The sequence below is a fragment of the Nocardia beijingensis NBRC 16342 genome (assembly GCF_001612785.1).
Taxonomy (GTDB): domain Bacteria; phylum Actinomycetota; class Actinomycetes; order Mycobacteriales; family Mycobacteriaceae; genus Nocardia; species Nocardia beijingensis.
The window spans coordinates 15,648-37,111 of record NZ_BDBC01000033.1; the positions used below are offsets into that span (position 1 = coordinate 15,648).

Consider the following 21,464-nt stretch of genomic DNA (forward strand, 5'->3'; position numbering starts at 1 on the left):
GATACTCGCCTGCCCTAGCCGAGAGGATTGCCCGAAATGGCGCGTTCACTTCAGTCGCCCGCCCATCGCCGCGCATCCGGTCGTTCCCAGTGGCCGCTGGAGGCATTGCGCGCGGAACTCACCGAGCGCGTCGACGGCGAAGTTCGATTCGACTCCGGCAGCCGCGCGACGTACTCGACGGACGCGTCCAACTACCGGGCCGTTCCTCTGGGGGTGGTCGTGCCGCGCACCCCGGAGGACGCGGCCACGGCGGTCGCGGTCTGTCATGCGCACGACGTGCCGGTGGTCTCGCGTGGTGGCGGCACCAGCTTGGCCGGTCAGTGTTGCAACGCGGCGGTCGTCATGGACTGGAGCAAGTACTGCACGCGGGTGGTGTCGGTGGATCGCGCCGCCGCCACCGCCGTGGTCGAGCCCGGCATCGCGCTCGACCGGCTCAACCGCGAGCTGGCGTCCACGGGCCTGATGGTCGGCCCCAAGCCGTCCACCCATGTCAGCTGCACGATCGGCGGCATGGTCGGCAACAACTCCTGCGGCTCCACCGCGCAGGCCTACGGCAAGACCGCCGACGCGGTGCGGCGGTTGGAGATCCTCACCTACGACGGGCTGCGCACATGGGTCGGCCCCGGCGGGATCGTGGAGACCGACGACGAGCGCGGACGTGAACTCGTCGAGCGGCTGCGCGCGATCCGGGACCGTTACGCCGATGACATCCGCGCGACCTTTCCCGACATTCCACGGCGGGTATCGGGCTACAACCTGGATGCTCTGCTGCCGGAGAACGATTTCGACATCGCCAAGCTACTGGTCGGCAGCGAGTCCACGTTGGTGACCGTGCTGCGGGTGGAGATCGGGCTGGTGCCCCGCCCGCGGGCCGTGGCGCTGGCGGTGCTCGGATTCGACGACATCTACACCGCCGCCGACGCCGTGCCGCTGATCCTGCCGCACCACCCCGCGGCGCTCGAGGGCATCGACCACCGGCTGGTCCAACTCGAGCACAGCAGGCATCTGGCCGAACGCGCGATCCAGCAGCTACCCGACGGAAGGGCCTGGCTGATGGTGCAGTTCGACTCCGACGACCAGCACGACGCCGACCGGAAGGCGCGGGTGATGTTCGAAGACGTGTGCGCGCGCACCGGCGCGAGCCACACCATGCTGGACGACCCGAAGCGAGAAGCCGAACTCTGGGCCGCCCGCGAAGCGGGACTCGGCGCCACTGCGTATCCCCCCGACGGACCCGAGACGCACGAAGGCTGGGAGGACGCCGCCGTCCCGCCCGACCGACTCGGTGATTATCTCCGCGACTTCGAGCGCCTGCTGACCCGTTTCGGCTACGAATCCAGCTCGCTGTACGGGCATTTCGGGCACGGCTGCGTGCACACGCGCATTCCGTTCGATTTGCGGACGGCCGAAGGGATCGCAAAATATCGCGCGTTCGCGCAGGACAGCGCCCGGCTAGTGGTCCGCTACGGCGGATCGCTGTCCGGTGAACACGGCGACGGCCAATCCCGAGGCGAGTTGCTGCCGATCATGTTCGGCGAGACGATAGTCGGCGCCTTCCGCGAGGTGAAATCGCTCTTCGACCCACGAAATCGCATGAATCCGGGCAAAGTGATCGATCCACGTCCGCTCGACCACGATTTACGGCAGGGCGCCTCCTACCGGCCGTGGGAGCCGGCGACGCACTTCGCCTTTCCGGACGACGACCATCGTTTCAGCGCGGCCGCCGCCCGCTGCGTCGGGGTCGGCAAGTGCCGCGGCGACAGCGGTGGCGTGATGTGTCCCAGTTACCGGGCGACGCGGGAAGAGGAACACTCGACCCGCGGCCGGGCGCGGGTGCTGTTCGAGATGCTCAACGGCGAGGTGATCACCGACAGATGGCGCTCGACGGAGGTCCGCGACGCCCTCGATCTGTGCCTGGCCTGCAAAGGGTGTCGCAGCGAGTGCCCGGTGGACGTGGACATGGCCACTTACAAGGCCGAATTCCTCTCCCACCACTACCGGCGGCGGCTGCGGCCGATGGCGCACTACTCGATGGGCTGGATACCCCTGTGGGCTCGGTTGGCGACGAGTGCCGCGCCCCTGGCCAACGCGGTGACGCACACGCCGGGACTGCGGAGGCTCGTCGCCCGCGCGGGTGGCGTCGATCCGCGCCGCGAGCTGCCCCGGTTCGCTTCCGCGCGGTTCACCGAGACCTTCACTTCCACCGCTGGACCCGACGACGACTCCCGCCCGAAGGTGCTGCTGTGGCCGGACACCTTCACCAACAATTTCGAACCCGCCATCGCGCACGCGGCCGTCACCGTGCTGGAAGCGGCGGGGTTGCGCGTCGAGGTGCCGCCGCGCACCGTGTGCTGCGGACTCACCTGGATCTCCACCGGGCAACTGCCCACCGCCGAGCGCGTGCTGCGCCGCACCCTGCGCACACTGGAGCCGCAGTTGCGTGCGGGAACGCCCGTCGTGGTGCTCGAACCGAGCTGCGCCGCCGTCTTCCGGGCGGATCTGCCCGAACTCCTGCACGGCGACGAGGACGCGCACCGGCTCGCCGGACAGACGCGCACGCTCGCCGAAGTGCTCGCCGAACGGGCGCCCGACTGGCGCCCGCCCACCGTCGACGGCAGCGCCTTGGTGCAGCCGCATTGCCACCACCACGCCATCCTGCGCTTCGACCGCGACCGTGAATTGCTGGGCGCCACCGGCGCCGACGTGGACGTGCTCGATGCCGGTTGTTGCGGCTTGGCAGGCAATTTCGGGTTCGAACGCGGGCATTACGACGTTTCGGTGGCGTGTGCCGAGGACGGTCTGCTGCCCGCCATCCGGCAGCGCGCCGCAGGCACCGAAGTCCTCGCCGACGGCTTCAGTTGCCGCACGCAGATCCGCCATCTCGCCCCGGACGCGCGGCCACGGCACTCGGCCGAGCTGCTCGCCGATGCCATCACCGGTCCGCGCGCATGATCGCAGGGCCCCCGCGCATCGACGAGCCGGTGCAGGTCGGCGTCTACCGTTTTCCCACCGCCGAGCCCGAGTCCGACGGTACCTTGACCTGGGATGCCACCACGGCGATCACGGTCGAGATCTCCGCGGGCGGCGAACGCGGCCTCGGCTGGACCTACAGCAGCCCAGCGACCGCCACAGTCGTCACCCACGATCTGGCGCCGATCCTGGACGGGCGCTCACCGTTCGACATCCCCGCCTGCCGCACAGCCCTGCACCGCACGTGCCGCAATATCGGCACCACTTCCGTGGTCGCTCACGCGCTCAGCGCGGTCGACATCGCGCTGTGGGATCTGAAAGCCAAGCTGCTGTCCGCGCCACTGGCGACGCTCTTCGGCGCCGCGCGGCCCGCGACCCCGGTGTACGGTTCCGGCGGCTTCACCAACCTCACCGACACCGCGCTCGCCGACCAGATCGCGGACTGGCTAACGGCGGGATGCCGGTTGGTGAAGATCAAGATCGGTCAGGACCGGGGCGCAGCGATAGACCGCGATCTCGAGCGGGTGGCGCAGGCCCTGGGCCTGCTCGGCGGTCTCGGTCGCCTCATGGTCGACGCCAACGGCGGATATCCGGCCGGGTCGGCCCGCCGGGTCGGCGCGGAGCTGGACCGGCTCGGCGTCGTCTGGTTCGAAGAGCCGGTCACCAGCGACGACGTTTGCGGGCTACAGGTGGTGCGCGATGCGCTGCGCGCCGATGTGGCCGCCGGTGAATACGTCTACAACCGCTACGACGCCGCGAAACTCGTCGGTGCCGTGGATTGCCTGCAACTGGACGTCACCCGCTGCGGCGGCTACAGCGGATTCCTCGAATGCGCCGCTCTCGCCGCCGCGCACGCCTTGGACGTCTCCGCGCACTGCGCTCCGGCACTGCACGCCCCGGTCACCGCGGCGGTGCCGAACCTGCGACATCTCGAATGGTTCATCGATCACGCCCGCCTGGAACCGCTTCTGGTCCACGGCGTGCCGCACGTCGTGGACGGTCACCTGCCGCCGTGCGCCACCCGGATCGGGCACGGTATGTCGCTGGCCGAATCCGCCGTGCCCTACCGGGTCTCAGTGCCTGCGTAGCCGGTCGGCGATCGACTCGGCGCGTTCGGCCAGCCAGGTCTGCGGACTGCGCCAGTGGGCGCGCTCATCGAACCGGCCGTGCGCGCCGAAATCGGCTCCGCCCGCACGGTCGACCGGATGCCACAGGTTGTCCGGCCGCTCGGTTTCCTCGGTGTCGGTCTGCTGCGAGGAGTAGCCGGTGCGGGCGAGATACCGGTCGAGCACGGCGGGCGCCATCCGCTGTGCCAGCACCGTACCGACCGTGCTCGCGCCGACCCAGTACTGCTTGCGCCGTGGATGGGCCGCGGCGAAGGCGATCGCGTCCGCGACCACTTCGGGCTGGTAGATCGGGGGCACCGGCTGCGGGCGCTTGGGCAGCCTCGATCGCACCCAGGAGAATTGCGGGGTGTTCACCGCGGGGGCTTGCACGATCGTGATGTGGACGTTGCTGCGCTCGTGCAGCAGCTCGACGCGCACCGCTTCGACGAACCCGTCGACTGCGTGCTTGGCCCCGCAGTAGGCGGACTGCAGCGGAATCGCCCGCTCCCCCAACGCCGAGCCCACCTGAACGATCGCGCCTCGATCCCGCGGGCGCATGCGGGCCAGCGCCGCCATCGTGCCGTGCACCGACCCTAGATACGTCACCTCGGTGACGCGGCGGAACTCCTGCGGCGCGATTCGGGTGAACGGAGCGAACACCGAGGTGAACGCCGAGTTCACCCAGACGTCTATGGGGCCGAATTCGGCCTCGGCGCGGTCTGCCGCAGCGTGCACCGCGTCGAAGTCGGCCACGTCCGTACTGATCGGCAACGCCCGTCCACCTGCGGCGCGCACGTCCTGCGCGGCGGCCGCCAATCCGGCGCGCCCGCGAGCGAGCAAGGCGATCGACGCGCCGTCGGCGGCGAAACGACGCGCGGCCGCCCGGCCGATCCCGCCGCTCGCTCCGGTGATCACCACAGTTTGCGAACCTGTCACCGACACTCCTTTCCCTGCGTCGCGAGCACCGGGCCCCCGCGATCGCATCCGTCCTCGATCGACGCCAGCCGAACCGCCGATTCCAACAACATCGCGTGCACGAACGCCTGCGGGAGGTTCCCGCGTAGCTGGCGTTGCCGCACATCGAATTCCTCGGCGAACAGTCCCGGCGTACCGCATGCCGCCCGGTTGCGCTCGAAGAACCGCAGCGCCGTCACCGGCCGCCGGAGTTGCGCCGCGGCCATGGCCATCGTGAACCCGCACAGCAGGAAGGCGCCCTCCGCCGTCTCCAGCGGCCGCTGATCGTGCCGGAAGCGGTAGACGTAGCAGTCGTCGCACAGCTCCTCTTCCACCGCACGGAACGTTGCCGCGTAGCGCGGATCGTCCGGTGGGACGGCGCCGCGCAGCATCGGCAACAACAACGCCGCGTCCACACCCGGATGCACCGGGCTTCGCTGCCACCGGCCGCAGGCGTGCAACCCGCTGCGCGAGGCCCGCGTGACCAGGAGGTCGGCCAACGCGGTACAGGTCGTGACGTCGGCCCCGGTGGCGGCGCAGGAAGCCACCGCGCGCAGCCCGGCGGCGCAGGTCAGCCGGGAATGGGTCCACAGCTGCTCGTCGAGTTCCCAGATCCCGGCGTCCGGCCAGTCATGGCGCTCCGCGATCGCCGCGACCGCCACCTCGACCGCGCGGCGGTGCTTCTCGGCCAGCCGATCGTGGCGGCCCGCCGCGGCGAACAGCAGCAACGCCTCACCGAAGACGTCCAGTTGGAATTGCGCGCGTACCCGGTTGCCCGTCAGCGGCGGAGCCCCGGGATATCCAGGGAGCTTCAGCTTCCGCGGCGTCGGCACCGCGCCTCCGTGCACGGTGTACGCGGGAGCCAGATCGGGCCCGTCGGCGTGCAGGCGTTCGGCGACGAAATTCACCGCGTCATCGAGCAGACGGTGGGGTCCAGCGGCGGCGACAGCCTGACCGGCCATGCACTGATCGCGGATCCACACGTACCGGTAGTCATAGTTCTCCCCCTTGTCGGCGCGTTCGGGCAGGCTCGTCGTCGCGGCGGCGACCATGCCGCCGGTGTCCGCGGTCAATCCGCGCAACACGGCGTAGGCGTGGCCCGCGTCGCGCGGGGCGACGGTGTGCGGCAGATCCGGTACCTGACGCCGCCACGCCGAGTGCGTATCCGCCCAGAGGATTTCCGCGTCCGGCGCGGCGCCGGGGAGGGCGGTATCGGACAGTTCCAGGACGAGGTCGTGGTGATTCCCGGCCCGAACCCGAACCCGTTCGGTCCAGCACAGCCCGTCCGCGTCGTCCGCGACCACGGCGGACCCGGCGCCGGTCCACCGCAACCGAACCGACCCGAGGCGCGCGTGCCAGATGCCACCGGCGTCGCGGTGCGGTGACCCGGCGCCGGGCCGCGCGGCTGGTCGCAGGACGACCTCGACCTCGGCGTCACCATGCACCGCGACGACACGGCGCAACAACACCGCCCGATGCGCCTGACCGGGAAAAGCCAGCGCCTCCCTGCACTCGATCACCGCCGATCCCGCGATCCACCGCGAGCGCCAGATCAGGGTGCCCGTCTCGTAATAGCCGCCCCACACGAACAGCCCGGTCGGCGTCACCGCGTAGACACCACGGCCACCCAGCAGCGACTGGAACAGCGCGGGTCCGTCCCAGCCGGGCACGCACATCCACGAGATATCGCCACGCGGCCCGACGAGCGCGCCACGCAGGCCATCGGCGAGCAACGCGTATTCCCGCAGCACATGGGGCAAGCCATCCCCGATCACACTCGCCGAATACCACCGGGAGTGCCCGATAATCGCCCACTCGCGCCGGGGTGGGTCACCGCGCTCGCTTTCGGCGATGGCTCCGGCCTGGCGCGCGAGTCTCGTCCAGCCTGCCGCGGGCGAGCAGGCGGCGGGGGCCGGATGCGTGCGCCCATGCAGTCGGCTCGATCCCGACCCGGTCGGCGCATGGAGTACCGAAAGCGTTGCGTCCGAGACTCTTTCATTCCATCCCGGGCAGGTCGGTCGCGGGCGAACTTCTTCGAAGTACGGGCTGAAGGTACGCCCCGCCGTTCGGGCTGTTCCGGCGGACACCGATACGGCCGGTCTCTCAGTCGCCTGGGGGTCGCGACCATCCGACCTGCCCACTGGGTTGATCGCTGGCCCCACCATCGCGCGCTGTCGGCCGGGACGCGCCCGGCCCGCCGCCCCAGTGTTGACGGGCGGGTCGGGGCGCCGACATTTGTCCAAGACCGGCCGCGTGCAGTCGTCGTATCGTCCCGCTCATGGGTGATTACGACGTCGAGCAGTCGCACGGAATGCACGTGGTCCACGACGGACCGCGGCACGCGGCGCCGCTGTTGCTCGTGCACGGATCGGGCGCATCCGGTGCCTTTTGGGGCCCGGTGGCCCGGGCACTCGCCGCCCACCACCACGTCATCCGGATGGACCTTCCCGGGTGCGGCCAGTCCCCGCCCGCGTCGTCCTACGACGTGCCCGCGCAGGCCGCCCGCTTGGCCGCGCTCCTCGACGACCTCGGGCTGCGGCGCGTCCCCGTGGCCGGACACTCCAGCGGCGGCTTCGTCGCCACCGCGCTCGCCGAACAACGCCCCGATCTGGTGGGGTCGATCGCGCTGCTCAGCACCGCGCCCGCTCTGGACGCGCTCCTTCCGCAGCCGATCGTCCTCCGCGCCTTGCTGGCCCCTCCGTTCGGACCGTTGCTGTGGCGGAGGCGATCGGACGGGATGATCCGCAAAGGGATCAGCGCGACGACCGCTCGCCCGGTGGACATTCCGGAGGACATGGTCGCCGACCTGAAGAACATGCCTTACTCCGCGTTCCGGGAAGTGTTGCGCCGCAACAGCGCGTACGTTACCGAGCGGAACGTGCCCGAACGTCTGGCCGCTCTCGATGTCCCCGTGCTGGTGATCTTCGGCGACGCCGACCCGCGCTACGAGCCGTCGTGCGCGCATCGGTACCAGGCGGTGGCGGGCGCTCGGGTCGAGATGCTGCCCGGCGTCGGTCATCTACCCATGCTCGAAGCGCCCGAGACGACCAGCGAACTCCTGCTGGGCTTCACGGCGGCCGATGCGGGCACTCCTCCGATGACGCCGACGGCATAGGCTGGTCCCGTGCTGTCGGTCAGGTCACCGCACGACTGGACGTGGGCGGACGTGGACGTCGCGGTACCGCGCCCGTCCCATCGGCTACCGGGTGTCAGCATGGCCGGGTTCCGCCAACGGCTGTCCACGCCCGTGGACATCGCCATGATCGCGCATCCCTCCGTCACCGTGATCGTCGACCTGAGCGAGGCGGGCGGCATCGTCTACGACGACCGCGGACACCGGCGGCGCGGCAGCTTCGTCGCCGGACTCCTCCCCGGTCCGCTGCGGACCGGCGGAGCGAGGGGCGAGTGCCTCCAGATCCGGTTGTCGCCGCCGGCCGCGGCCGCGGCCCTGGGCGGATCGGTCGATCTCACCGGGACCGTCGCATCTCTGGACGAGGTCTGGGGCCGCGACGCCGGGCAGGTCGAGGACCGGTTGCGCATCGCCACATCCTGGGACGAACGGTTCACCATCGCGGCCGATGCGCTCGGCCGACGGCTGGGCTCGCGTCCACCGATCGATCCGGAAGTCGCCCACGTCTGGCGGCGCACGGTCATCGGCCGTGGACGGGTGCGGGTCGACCGCATGGCGGACGAGGTCGGCTGGAGCCGCCAGCGCCTGTGGTCCCGGTTCCGTGCCCAGCTCGGACTCACACCGAAACGCGCCGCGCAGCTGGTGCGTTTCGACCACGCCGCCCATTTGCTCGCGGCGGGACACAGCGCCGCGAGCGCTGCCGTGCACAGCGGCTACGTCGACCAGTCCCACCTCCACCGCGAGGTCAAGGCGATCGCCGGTGTCACGCCCACGGCGGTGGCCACCGCGCCCTGGCTCGCGATAGACCACGTGGCGTGGCCTGCCCACACCGCGACCCTGACGCCACCGACGACGGTCCACGGCACTCGCACGTCACCGACTCGGCTACCGAAACGACTGCCGAGCCGGTGACCCTGCCCGCGTCTGGCAGCGGAGCGCTACCGCAGACGAGCAGGCGCCGTGGCCACACCGGCGAGCAGGCACGAAGCGCACAGCCCGGAGATCCAGCGTCTGATCCGTACGGCAACCGAAGTCGTTCCCTGGTCCACGCCCCGTCCCGAGCACGTCCGGCTCGGCGGAATGAAAGCCTGGCCGGACCGGCAAGCGACTTCGCCGCAGCGGTCGCGAGGCGGCGCGCGATAACTCCCATCCCGCGCAGGAGCGGGACCTTGGTCCTTCGCCGCTGCCTACCGGTTGCTCTACTGCCGCCTCGGTGCGGAGGTAGACACTCGTCCAGGTACGCCGCGACGACCTCGGCCCGCCCGACAACGGCCCCTGCACGTGAACCGGAGGAGCACCCATGTCCACCTCGAGCAAGGCTCCGATCCTGGTGGGTGTCGACGGCTCTCGCGTGGCGCTCGCAGCCGTGCGGTGGGCGGCCATCGATGCCGCCCACCGCGGCGCACCGCTGCACCTGGTCTATCTGACCGGCGGCCTGGGCGACTGCGGTTCCGTCGAAGACGGCGGACCGCCGGTTCCAGGCAGGTATCGGTGGGGCGGCCCGGACGTGCTGGAGATCGCGTACGCCACGGCCGTCGCCGAATCCGCTCGGATCAACCGGATCGATGTGACCGTGGAGCTGACGAACGCCGCCCCCGTTCCGGTTCTGCGCCGCCGATCCGAGCACGCGCGGCTGCTCGTCGTCGGCGCCCAAGGCCTCGGCGCGTTCAGCCGCGCGATGCGGGGCTCGCTGGGCACCGCGCTGGCTCGGCAGGCGGGATGCCCCGTCGCCGTCGTTCCCGACGACGCCGAGCACGGCGACGGGCCTGTCGTCGTCGGCGTCGACGCCTCCGCGAGCAGCGCCGCCGCCGTCGCCCTGGCTTTCGACGAGGCGGCTTTTCGCTGCGCCGATCTCGTCGTGCTGCACGCGTTCCGCGGCCTGCGCGGCCACGGTTCGCTCATCGAATCACGCGCGGACGGCGAGGAATTCCTCGACCGGAGCCTGACCGGATACAGCGAGGCGTATCCGGAGGTCACCGTGCGGCGCGTCGTGGTCGAGGACCGCCCCGCCAGGCGCTTGCTCGAGGTGGGTGAGAAAGCGCGGTCGATCGTAGTCGGCAGCCGCGGGCGCGACGAGTCCCCCGCGATGCCGCTCGGTTCGGTGAGCCGAGCCGTACTACACGGGGCACAGGTGCCGGTGATCATCACCAGGGGCGGCGGCCGCTGATCGGGTTGTGTCACGATCGCACACAACCGACCATGCGGCCGCCGCCTTGGAGGTGGCCCTGCTGCCGTCAGCCGCCCAGACGCGCCTGGATGGCTTCGATGACCCGCGGCCGCAGCTCGGCGGCGCGGATGACCGCGTCGACGGAGCCGACCTCGACGGCACGCTGGATGTTGTGGATGCGGTCGAACTCCGCGGCCACTTCACCGAGCTTCTCCGCGCGCACCGACGACCGCAGTTCATCCAGTTCCGCGATCAGGGCGGCGCGATCGGTCCCGGAGGCGTTGGCCACCCGCCCCTCCAGCTCCTGCACTCGCGGGTCGGCCGCGGTGCGGGTGGAGACATCACCGGAGAACACCGCCGCGGCGGCGGGCGCACCGCCGAGCACCGACGCGAACGAGCCCTCCAGCGCCAGCACGGTCATGTTCGGGTTCAACGCCTTCGAGAAGACGACGAACGCGCCACCGTGATAGCGAGAGATCACACAGAACACGATCGGGCCGTCGAAATTCACGATGGCCCTGCCGATCTCGGCGCCGTACTCCAACTGCAGCTTGCGCATCGACTCCGGCGACCCGTCGAAGCCCGACAGGTTCGCCAGCACCACCAGTGGCCGGTTGCCGCTCGCGGCGTTGATCGCCCGTGCGGCCTTCTTCGACGACCGCGGGAACAGTGTGCCCGCGGTGTAGGTGTCCGGGCCGTCGGTGGGCGGGAACCCGTGCCGCGGCACGCCGCGCGACTCGATACCGAGCAAGCACACCGGGATGCCGCCCAGATGCGCGTCCTGCACCACCGCGGTCTCGGCGTCGGCCATACCCGCCCAGCGCTCCAGCACGGGGTGGTCCTGGTCGGCGACCGCGCGCATCACCGTGCGGATGTCGAAGGGCTTCTTCCGGTCCGGATTCGCGGTGGCCGAGAAGATCTCGCCGACGGTGGCGAAGTCGCTGCCCGCCAGGACATGCGGGAAATCGTAGACGTCGCGATCGATGGGATCGCTGGTCTGCGCCCGCCGCGGCGCCAGCTCGCCGGGGGCGATGTAGGCGTGATCGTAGTGCGCCATGAGGATGTCGCGCGCCGCGGCCAGGTTCGGCGCCCAGTACTGCGCCTGCCCGTTCGGACCCATGACCCGGTCGTAACCGCCGATGCCGAAATTGTCCTCGGCCGACACGCCGCCGGAGAAGTCCAGCGCCTGCTTACCGGTGAGCACCATGGCCGAATCCGGCGTCATCACCAGGATGCCCTTGGTGTGCATGAGCATGGTCGCCTCGGCGTTCCAGTACGGCTGCGCGCCGACATTGATGCCCGCGACCACGATGTTGATCTCGCGGCCCGCCTGGGTGAACTCGACGATCCGCTTGAGCGCGGCCGCCACCCAGTCCATGTTCTCGGTGCCCGATTCCATCGAGATGCGAGCGCCCGCCGACAACGCGTACCACTCCAGCGGCACCTCCATGCGCTCGGCCAGATCCAGCGCGGCGATCACCCGCCTGCACTCCGGTTCCGACAGCGCGCCCAACGACTTCGTCGGGTCGCCGAGCAGCACCACCCGCGTGACGCCCTCCGGATGTTTCGGCGTGGCCGTGGTGATGACGCCGGCGACGATCGCGGCGGTGTTGCGCCCCTTCGGCCGGTCGACCGGGACCAGCGTGCGGTCGGTGTCCAGATCGTATTCGGTGAACTTGCCGAGCAGACCGGTCAATTCGTAGGGGTAGACGGCATTGCGGCCCGCGGCGCGCAGCACCTTCTGCCGATACGCGTCGAGCGGTTCGATCGGCTCGTCCGACGGCTCGCCGAAGGTCACCACGGTGCCGCCCGCGGCATCGAAGCTGATCCGGATGGCCACCTTCGCCAACTCGCCGGTGTTCGCGTCGCGCTCCCGCGCGATGAGCACGATCTCCTCGAGACCGGCGCCCGCGGTCGTCGGCAGCACATGGCCGCCGATGCGCTCGAGCTCGGCGCGGGTGACGTCCAGCGGCGGCCACACGTACATCACGATGCGATTGGTGTTGAGCCGCTTCGCCGACGGCCGCTGCGCCTGCGCCCGGCGGATCGAGTCGAGGCAGGTGGCGATGGTGCTCTCGGCGGTGGGCAGCGCGAGCAGCCGTCCGTCGTGCTCGCGCAGCGCGGTCAGGTCCCGCACCTGGGCGAACGCGATGAGCCGGTCGTCGGCCGGATTGTCCTTCGCGACGCACCGGAACAGGTAGATCTCCTCGTCGTCGGAGGACGGCAGGCGCGTGAGGTCGAACTTGCGCAGCCGCTCCATCTGCATCCGCTGCGCGATGTACGGATGCAGGCCGCGGATCAGCCGTTCCTCGGTCGGGCCGGTGGCCGACGGGCGGAAGGTGAAGTGGTGGTGCATGACCGCACCGTTGCTGCCCGCGACCGTCGCGGTGATCCGGTGCACCTGCTTGGGCAGCGGCTGCGCGCTCAGCACCGAGTGCAGCGCGGCGGCCATGGCGTCGAAGTCCGCGGGCTGCTTCTCCCAGCTGAGATAGATGTCGGCGTCGATCGACACCGCGTCGCCGGTCAGTTCGCCGAGCCCGCGCACCGCGGCGCCGAGCGCGTCGAAGCGCACCGCGGCCGAGACCAGGCTGCCGCCGTCGCGGTCGGCGATCAGGTAGCGGCAGCCGTCGACGTCGTGGGTGCGGACGCCGGTGAGCCCCTTGTTGCCGTAGTACCTGCGGGTCAGCACCTCCAGCATGGCGGTGTTGTCGTCGCTGCCGCGGACCAGCCGCTGGCCCAGCAGACGCACCAGCGGTTCGGTGCTGCGGACCATCTCGGAAATGCGCTCGGCGCGATCCGGCGCGTCCGGATGGGTGTCCAGATACCGCAGGGACCTGCGGACATTGGTGTACACGCGCGCGCGGTTACGCCGCAGCAACGGCTGGCCGTACCAGGCGAACACCAGACCGCGAGCGAGATCGGCGACGACGGGGAAGTGCACCTGGGTCGCGGCCACCAGCCGTTCCAGTGCCAGGCCGACCGGTTCGCGCAAGGCGCGATCCGGCATCCGCTCGCCCAGCCACTCCCGCAGCAGCGCCGTCACGACCGCGACGGTGTCGGTGCGCTGCTGGGCGAGGAAGATGCGGAAGACCGCGGCCTCGAGATCGGGAGAACGCTCCAGATCGGACACGCCGTAGTGCCCGAGCGCCCGCGCCAGCTTGAGCTTGAACGACTCCGGCAGTCCGGCCCGATCGACGTCCAGGCTCTGCAAGTAGGTGTGGAAGTACTCGCGCGCACTGTGGACATGGCCTTGGGCGTCCTCACCCGACGGCAGGTTGTGGCTCAGCTCGGCGAGATCGGTGAATACATCGATGAGCTCGAGTTCCTCCGCCAGCGGCCTGCGATCGTCGGCGACGGCGGCACGGCGCGCATCGAGGTAATCCGTCAGCACCCGGCGGTCGTCGTGCGGATCGACGTCGAAGCCGAGCAGCAGGCCGCGCAGGTCCTCCGACCGCCGGGTGATCCGCTCGTGCGGATGCGCCGTGGCATCTCCGGCAGGCAGATCCAACTCGACCGAGCCGACCGCCGCGGCCTCCTCGACCGCGTCGTCGACGAGGCGCTCCAGCCGCAGCAGCGGCGCCCCGGTCTCCACCTGGGTGCCGACCGAGACGGCGCATTCCTTCAGCCGGGCCTTGAACGGTGCGCGCAGCACCGTCTCCATCTTCATGCTCTCCAGCACCAGCACCGGCGCGTTGGCCTCCACCTCGTCGCCGACCTGCAGCGGCGTGGCGACCACGAGCGCGGGCGCCGGCGAGCGGACGACACCGCCCTCGTCCCGGCTCACCCGGTGGGTCACACCGTCCACGTCGACCACGTGGGTCGGTCCGTGCGTGCCCGCGGTGACGCGGAAGGCGGTGCCGTTGACCACGATCTGCCCGGAGTGCCGGTCGTAGCGCACCAGGTCGACGTCGGCGGTGCGGACCTCGTCGCCCGCCTCGATGCCGATGCGGAACCGATGCGCGCCGGTACGGGCCACCCGCACGCGGTAGCCGACTCCGCGCAATTTGAGGTCGAGCGGCCGGCCCGCGTGGTGCTGCACCAGGGGACGACCACCCGCGGCGGTGGACAGCAGACGGTTCCGCTCGGCGCGCTCCTCCTCCTCGTAGGCGTCGATCGCGGCGGCGGCGAGCGCGACGGCGGAGTTGCGATGCGAGACGAGACGACCCTGCCCGCGCACGCGGTCGATCCAGCCGGTGTCGGCGCTCGCGTCGATCACCTCGGGCTGATCCAGCAGTTCGAGGACGAAACTCTTGTTCGTGGCGCCGCCCTCGATGATCACCCGGGTCTGCGCGACCGCACGGCGCAACCGGCCCAGCGCCTCGGAGCGGTCGCGACCGTAGGCGATGATCTTTGCGATCATCGAATCGAAATCGGCGGGGATGGTGTCGCCTTCGCTGACGCCGGTGTCGACCCGGACACCGGGACCGGCGGGCAGGTCGAGGCGGGCGATCCGGCCCGGGGCGGGAGCGAAGTCGCGGTCGGGATCCTCGGCGTTGAGCCGCGCTTCGATGGCGTGCCCGCGCTCGGCGGGCGGCTCGCCGTCGAGACGCTCACCGGAGGCCACCGCGAGTTGCGCGCGAACCAGGTCGAAACCGGTGGTCAGCTCGGTGATCGGGTGCTCGACCTGCAGGCGGGTGTTGACCTCGAGGAAGGCGAACAGCTCCTCACCGGGGTGATAGAGGAATTCCACGGTCGCCGCGCCGCGGTAGCCGACCGCCACCGCCAGACGCTCGGCCGAGGCCTTGAGCTCGGCCACCTGGTCCGGACGCAGCACCGGCGACGACGACTCCTCGATGACCTTCTGGTTGCGCCGCTGCACCGAGCAGTCGCGCACACCCAGCGCCCAAGCGGTGCCCTGACCGTCCGCGATGACCTGCACCTCGACGTGGCGGGCGCCCGTGACGAGCCGCTCGAGGAACACCACACCACTGCCGAACGCGCGGGCGGCCTCCTGCCGGGTGCGTTCGTAGGCGTCGACCAGCTCGGCCTCGTTGTTGACCACGCGAATGCCGCGTCCGCCGCCACCCGCCGTGGCCTTCAGCATGAGCGGGTAGCCGATGGAGGCCGCCGAAGCCAGGGCGTCGTCGACGGTCTCGACCGGGCCGCGGCTCCACGGCGCGACCGGAACGCCGACCTCCTCGGCGATGAGCTTCGCGCCGATCTTGTCGCCGAGCTTGCGCATCGCCTCGGCATCGGGACCGATGAAGGTGACCCCTATCTGGTCGCACAACTCGGCGAACGCCGGATCCTCCGCGACGAAACCCCACCCGACCCACGCGGCGTCGGCGCGTGTCGTCACCAGCGCGCGTTCGAGCGCTTTAAGATCCAGATACGGTCGCGCGGCGGCGGGCCCGAGGTCGTAGGTGATGTCGGCCTCGCGGACGAACGTCGCGTTGCGATCGACATCGGTGTAGAAAGCGATGGTCTCGATCGGACGTGCCGTTTCCGCGGCCAGGTCTCGGACCGCGTGGATGAGGCGCATAGCGGCCTCTCCCCGGTTCACAATGGCGATGCGGCTGAACACTCGCCGGTTCCTTCCTCTCCGAAGTATTGGCCCGGTCGACGGGCAAAGGGTGAACACCCTTTCTCGCACAGCCGGTGGGTGCGAAGACACCTGTCCGGCGGTTACTCGGCCGTATCGTCGCGTGGACCGGGTGCGGACGCACCGGTTGGCTCGCTGCCGACTGCGACCGTCGGGGAAGCGTGGAGTGATCCGGCAGCCGTCGGTCGCAGAAATGGCGATACCCGCGACGGCCACCCCGACGCCGCATGGTAAGCATCGTTCACCACGCGAAGGTTAGAGGCAGGCCGGTGCCGCGTCAATCTTTTCGCCTCGTCTGCGCTCGCGTCGCCGCGTTGCAATATGGAATCAGAAACGCGAATTACTGGTCGGTATCGAAACGGCCTTATTACCGGGGGCGGCGGCGGTGAACTGCCGCCCGAGGCTGAGCCCGGCTTCGCCGTCGGGCACGGTGGTGAGGGTCCGGTGCAGCCGTCACCTACATCTGCTGACCGGCGGCAGAAATCGCCCGGTAGACGAACACTTCCAGTTCCTCGGCCGCCGCCAGCAGATCGAACCCGGGTTCGGTCAGCCATCGGCCGACCAGACCGTCGATCGCGCCGCTGACGACCACCGCGGTCGTCTCGACGTCGAACGCGCGGAACCGCCCATCCGCCTGCCCCGCGGCCAACAGGTTCGCCAGTACTCGCCAACGGGACGAGTCCGCGCGGAGCGTGCTGCGCCCGGCGGCTTCCGCGATCGCGATGACCTCGGTGAGCGCCCGGATATGGGACGGATGGGCGCTCAGGTGCCCGAGCATCGCCCGGATGTACGCACCGACCGCGTCGGCGGGCGTGCCAGCGGCGCGCACTGCCGCTTCCACTTGCTCGACCAGGCCGCCGAGCACGCGGTCGAGCACCTGGTCGAGCAGTTCCTCTTTGTTCTTGAAGTGGTACAGCACAGCCGCTTTCGAGACGCCCGCCTTCTCCGCGATCCGCGACAGCGAGGTACGAGCATGTCCTACCTCGGCGATCAGGGCGATCGCACTGTCGACGATCTGCCCGCGGCGCACGTCGGCCGATTCCGCAGTTTCTGCGGTCACGAAATTCTCCTTTCTCTCTGAGACCAGTGCGATCGGGCAACGGATTCACGACCGCGAAACGGACACCGCCGGGGAGTAGACGCCGGTCAGATCACGACTGAACCCGAGGACGGTGTCATCACCACGCCTTCGGACCGTCACCGGGCTGCCATCCGCCGACAAAGTGCCGGTGGATCCCGGAAGCGACAGTGCCTTCAGAGTGACCTCACGCCCCTTCGGGTAGCCGATCACCAGGACATGGACGGCAGTGCTGTCACACGTCAGCCGCACCGGCAGCCCCTCGGCCGTCTCCCCCTCCGCTTCGTTCCAAGGGCTGGTGCCGTAGATCGCCGAGCCGTTGCGCCGCAGCCAGTCGCCGAAAGTCGCGAGCCGATCGAGTTGCGCCGCGGGAATGACGCCAGCGCCACCGCTCGGGCCGACATCGAGCAGCAGATTGCCGTTCTTGGCGACCGTGTCGGCGAAAGCCGGGAAGAGATCGTCCTCGAATGACGCGTAGTCCGCGTCGGTCTCGTCGCGGTTGAAACCGAAGGAGTTGCCGATACCCCGGGTCGCCTCCCATGCGATCGGCTGGATCGTGTCGAATCGGGTGTACTCGCGAGTAATGAAATCCGCGTGCGGCACCGCCCACGGCGCCGCGTTGTGGAGGAGGTCCGGGCGCGCGGCGAGCAACTGCTTCATCAGCAGATCGAAACCAGCCCGGGCCGATTTCCAGCGCATCACCTTCCTGGCCCACGAGTCGATCTGCCAGCGATCGTTGACCACACCGTCGGGCACCACGTCGTAATAGTCGGCGAACAACGAGAGCAACTGTTTCCGCCCGGTCGGCCACGAGATGTCGTTCCACAAGATGTCCGGCCGATAGCGGGTCACGAGTTCACGCATCTGAGCGTCGGCGTAAGCGGGATAGTCGCGGCCGTGCGGTGAATAGATGTAGTCCCCGAGAGTCTTCATGACCTTCGGCTGGAAGGTCCAGTCGATTCCGCCGGAATAGTAGACACCGAATCTCATCCCGCGCCCGCGCACCGCGTCCGCGAGTTCGCCGACCAAGTCGCGCTCGGTGAACCATCCGGCTTTGCGCGAGTTGCGTACACCGGTCGGCCACAACGCGAAACCGTCGTGATGCTTGGTGACCATCACCACGTATCGGGCGCCTGCCTGCTGGAACGTCTCGGCCCACGCGTCCGGGCGCCAATCCTCCAACCCCTGCTCGAACATCGCCTTGAAACCGTCGTACGGCAGATCGCCGAAGTGCCGCCGGTGGAACGCGGCGGTGGGCGAGCCGGGATCCTTCATCGCGTTCGCGTATTGCTCGGCGTAGGGATTCCTGGTCATGGCGTGCCCGTAATCGTCGCGCAACACATCGGCATAACGCCCCCTCGGCGCGAATCCGGGCACCGAGAACAATCCCCAGTGAACGAAGATCCCGAACTTGGCCTCCGCGAACCAAGTCGGTTCCCGGCGCACCCGTGATCCCAGCGGAGGACCGTTCCTCCCACCCGCGAGCTGCCGCATCCTGCCCTCTTCTCTGTGTACGCGGACCAAGCGTAGCTGACCGATCGGTCAGCCGCATCTCAGCTACCCGACAGTCACGAATCCTCCACCGCGCCAAGCGGTTTGTATCGGCGGCAGAGTTCGCATCAACCCGCGCGTGCCGGAGTTTCCCGGATTATGATCGCGTGGTGGGGAGACGGCTCGCGTTGATTATCGGTTCGGAATGTGACGCGCTCCGCCGCCTCGGATTCCCGCAGCGCCTTTCCGCGGATCTCGCCGGCGCGCTGACCGAGTCCGGAGAATGGGCTCCGGCTTTGCCGGATGGTATGACCTCGCTGAATCCGACCGTGCGGAATCTGCACGCCACACTGCGCTCCGCGTTCGCTGCCGCGTCCCGGCAGCGGGCGACGCTGCTGCTGTGGTTCATCGGGCACGGCCTCAGCGTGCACGGCGACTACTACTTCTTGGCGCGCGACTCGCTCGATACGGATGCCGATGGCAAGCCGATCCTGGACTCGCAGTATGCCGTTCATCTGGCCCAGATGCTCAAAGAGCGCATCGCCGGATCTCCTGGCCTCGACGGGCTCGTTGTCGGGGTGGATACCTGTGAGGCCGCCGCGGCAGCCGAGGGCGGCGCGCACAAGTGGCCCGCACTTGTCCGGCAGGTGTCCGGACGCGTGGATCTCCTGGTCGCAAGCGACGACGGCGATGCCTACGACGGATGTTTCACCGAGACCGTCCTCGCCACCTTCCGAAGCGGAATCCCCACCGGCGGGGACAACCTGCTCGCCGCGGATCTGATCCAACCGGTCGCACGAGCCTGCCCGCGACAGCAGCCGCAGCACTTCTCGTTCGCCGCGGGCTCACCCACTTCGACCGCCGATCACGGACTCTGGTTGGTGCCCAACATCGCTCGCGCCAGAGACGCGGTGCGCGGCCGTCCCGACGCCGGAACCGTCGACGAACTCACTCGAGGCCTTCAGGTCACCAGAGCACTGCGCAGCCAGGTGAACACCGTGGCCGAGCACGGTCACGAACGGCTGCGGGCAATTCTGGGGCCGAGCGGCAGTGGCAAATCCACCGCCGTCGCCCTGCTGGTTCGTCCGGATCTGCTCGGTGTCGAAAGCGCGACCAGCGCCGCGCACATCGGCGCCGCCGTCTTCCTGACCGGCACCAGCACGCTCGCGAGCGTGACCGACGAGCTCGCCACTCAACTGGATCGCCGGGTGGCTGTCCTGGTTTCGGCGGGTGAGATCGAGCCGGTCGCGAAGCGTCCGCAGGCCGGCGACGAATACCACAAGGTGGCCCCGCGGCTGGCGCGACCGCTCGCGGCGCTGGCCGAGGCGGGCCGCACCGCCACGCTCCTCGTCGACGGGCTCGATCTGCCCACCGGAGAGGGCCACCGCGCCGACCTCTGGGCGGCGATAGGCACACTCACCGGCCACGCCGACTTCGCGCACGTCCGCGTGATCATCACCGCCCGCAGCGACGACGGCGCTGCGGCACCACCGCCGGCGCTGCGCATGTGGCGTCTGGAACTTCGGATGCCCAGCGTGGACGACATCGGAAGGTACCTGTTGCGGCACGCCCGCGACGAAAACGGCTCCCCCTGGCCGGAATCGCGGATCACCGCCACGCTGGCGGCCCTCGATCCCGGTGTGCGCTCCGGCAGTCCCTGGCCGACGCGTCCCTGGGAAGCCGTGGGCGGCTGGCTGACCGCGCGATTGATCTTGCAGGTCGACAGCCGCCTCACCGACTCCGACATCACCCGCGGCCTCACGATTTCCGCCCTGGTCCGACACCGGCTCGGACTTGCGCAATGGTCGCTGACCGGCGAGCGGGCCGAGTCGCTCGGTCTACTGATCGCCGTGGTGGTCGCCGCGGAGCCGGGCCCGGTTCTGCCGATCGAGGTCGTCCGGCTGGCGCTGCACGATCTCGGCGCCCGCACCATCGAGGAAACGCACGTCCGCGATCTGGCGGTCGGCCTCGGCGCGCTGATCGCCCGGCGTGGCCCGGGCTCCGCCGGTGAACACCTCGGCGTCGCGCACACGTCGCTGCGCGGGCCATTGCGGGCGGCGAACCCGCGTAGAGAGGTCTCCGGAGTCCGGGCCCACCGAGCGGTCCTCGCCGCCCTGGCCCGGAGCGGTACCGCCACAGCCGCCGCCTATCGGGAAGTCGCCGCGATCCGGCATTACCTCGGCGCGGACGACCCGGTCGGCGCGCTCGAAGCGCTCAGCGCGCTGCACGCCGCGTCGCTGCCGGAGCGCATCGAGTTGTGGCAGGCCTGGCTACCGGACTTCGTGGCGCGTCTCGGCGAGGAGCACCCCCTGACCCAGCAGGTACGCGACACCATCGCGGACTGGCGCACGCAGGTCGACCAGCCCCGGCGCACCGGCCGCCGGCGACGTCCGCTCGCCGTGCTCGGCGCCACGACCGTCGCCATCGTAGTCGGCCTGTGGGTCTCCTGCTCCGGAGCGCCGCCCCCGCCCACCCAGATCGCCACCACCACCGGGCGATCCGAACCGGCGATCATCGACACCGAACAGGTGCCGACGGATACGGAGGGAGGCCCGACCGTCGTCGAGCGGCCACCGACGACCGTCCCGCCCACCAAACCGCCGTCCAGCGCAGTTCCCAGAATCGAGACCAGTGAACCGCCCACCATCACCCAGAAACTCATCGAGAGCTCCACGGTGACGACGACCCCGAAGAAGCCGCCGTGTATTCCCTACAGCTCCCACGTCGACTTCGATCCCACCGAGGTCGGGAAATGGACCAAGAAGTACATACCTTTCCCGTATATGGAGTGCGACAACCTCACCGTGGTGAAACTCGACGACGGTATGCAGGGAAAAGCCTTTTCGATCCTCGACGGCGAATGCCCACCGCCGCAAGGGCAGACCAAATGTTATCTGCGGGTTCTGTTCCACCCGCCTGATGCCGGATCCTTCGACGGCACCATAGAGATCAAACAGAAGAACGGCGATCCGCGCCTGAAGATCACGCTGCACGGCGTCGGCACGTGACGATGCTGTCACACGGCA

At 69.7% G+C, this 21,464-nt stretch carries 11 protein-coding genes; 6 read left to right on the forward strand and 5 right to left on the reverse strand.

Annotated features, from left to right (window positions below; genetic code table 11):
- Window positions 1–36: 36 nt before the first annotated feature.
- Window positions 37–2,952: an FAD-binding and (Fe-S)-binding domain-containing protein gene (locus NB3_RS20270; RefSeq protein WP_067805693.1), complete on the forward strand. Its 2,916-nt coding sequence runs from the start codon at window positions 37–39 to the stop codon at window positions 2,950–2,952.
- On the forward strand, window positions 2,949–4,058 hold the full coding sequence (locus NB3_RS20275) for an enolase C-terminal domain-like protein (protein WP_067805696.1): 1,110 nt from the start codon (window positions 2,949–2,951) through the stop codon (window positions 4,056–4,058). Before NB3_RS20270 ends, NB3_RS20275 begins: the two co-directional genes overlap by 4 nt.
- Here the strand turns inward: NB3_RS20275 and NB3_RS20280 are convergent.
- Both NB3_RS20280 and NB3_RS20285 read right to left on the reverse strand, forming a co-directional pair.
- Window positions 4,044–5,012 (reverse strand): SDR family oxidoreductase, encoded by a 969-nt coding sequence (locus tag NB3_RS20280; protein WP_371855923.1) that lies wholly within the window; start codon window positions 5,010–5,012, stop codon window positions 4,044–4,046. The two genes, NB3_RS20275 and NB3_RS20280, sit on opposite strands and share 15 nt — an antisense overlap.
- The gene (locus NB3_RS20285; protein ID WP_067805702.1) at window positions 5,009–6,805 is read right to left on the reverse strand and encodes a glycoside hydrolase family 15 protein; all 1,797 of its coding nucleotides are present in this window, start codon (window positions 6,803–6,805) and stop codon (window positions 5,009–5,011) included. Before NB3_RS20285 ends, NB3_RS20280 begins: the two co-directional genes overlap by 4 nt.
- A gap of 503 nt (window positions 6,806–7,308) precedes the next feature.
- Here NB3_RS20285 and NB3_RS20290 point away from each other — a divergent pair.
- The 3 genes from NB3_RS20290 to NB3_RS20300 all read left to right on the forward strand — a co-directional run bounded on the left by NB3_RS20290 (window position 7,309) and on the right by NB3_RS20300 (window position 10,327).
- Complete coding sequence (locus NB3_RS20290) at window positions 7,309–8,145, forward strand: alpha/beta fold hydrolase (RefSeq protein ID WP_067805705.1); 837 nt, start codon at window positions 7,309–7,311, stop codon at window positions 8,143–8,145.
- Between the two features lie 9 nt (window positions 8,146–8,154).
- Window positions 8,155–9,072 (forward strand): helix-turn-helix domain-containing protein, encoded by a 918-nt coding sequence (locus NB3_RS20295; protein ID WP_244891996.1) that lies wholly within the window; start codon window positions 8,155–8,157, stop codon window positions 9,070–9,072.
- Window positions 9,073–9,460: 388 nt separating this feature from the next.
- Window positions 9,461–10,327: a universal stress protein gene (locus tag NB3_RS20300; RefSeq protein WP_067805712.1), complete on the forward strand. Its 867-nt coding sequence runs from the start codon at window positions 9,461–9,463 to the stop codon at window positions 10,325–10,327.
- Between the two features lie 67 nt (window positions 10,328–10,394).
- Here the strand turns inward: NB3_RS20300 and NB3_RS20305 are convergent, their stop codons facing one another.
- From NB3_RS20305 to NB3_RS20315, 3 genes are all read right to left on the reverse strand, one after another.
- Window positions 10,395–15,851, reverse strand: coding sequence for an ATP-binding protein (locus tag NB3_RS20305; protein WP_067805715.1), 5,457 nt, complete (start codon window positions 15,849–15,851; stop codon window positions 10,395–10,397).
- 475 nt (window positions 15,852–16,326) lie between these two features.
- The gene (locus tag NB3_RS20310) at window positions 16,327–16,929 is read right to left on the reverse strand and encodes a TetR/AcrR family transcriptional regulator (RefSeq protein WP_067805718.1); all 603 of its coding nucleotides are present in this window, start codon (window positions 16,927–16,929) and stop codon (window positions 16,327–16,329) included.
- Window positions 16,930–16,974: 45 nt separating this feature from the next.
- Window positions 16,975–18,393 (reverse strand): alpha-L-fucosidase, encoded by a 1,419-nt coding sequence (locus NB3_RS20315; protein WP_067805721.1) that lies wholly within the window; start codon window positions 18,391–18,393, stop codon window positions 16,975–16,977.
- Between the two features lie 215 nt (window positions 18,394–18,608).
- On the opposite strand from NB3_RS20315, the gene NB3_RS20320 reads away from it, so the two are divergent.
- Complete coding sequence (locus NB3_RS20320) at window positions 18,609–21,446, forward strand: P-loop NTPase family protein (protein WP_157111906.1); 2,838 nt, start codon at window positions 18,609–18,611, stop codon at window positions 21,444–21,446.
- Window positions 21,447–21,464 lie beyond the last annotated feature (18 nt).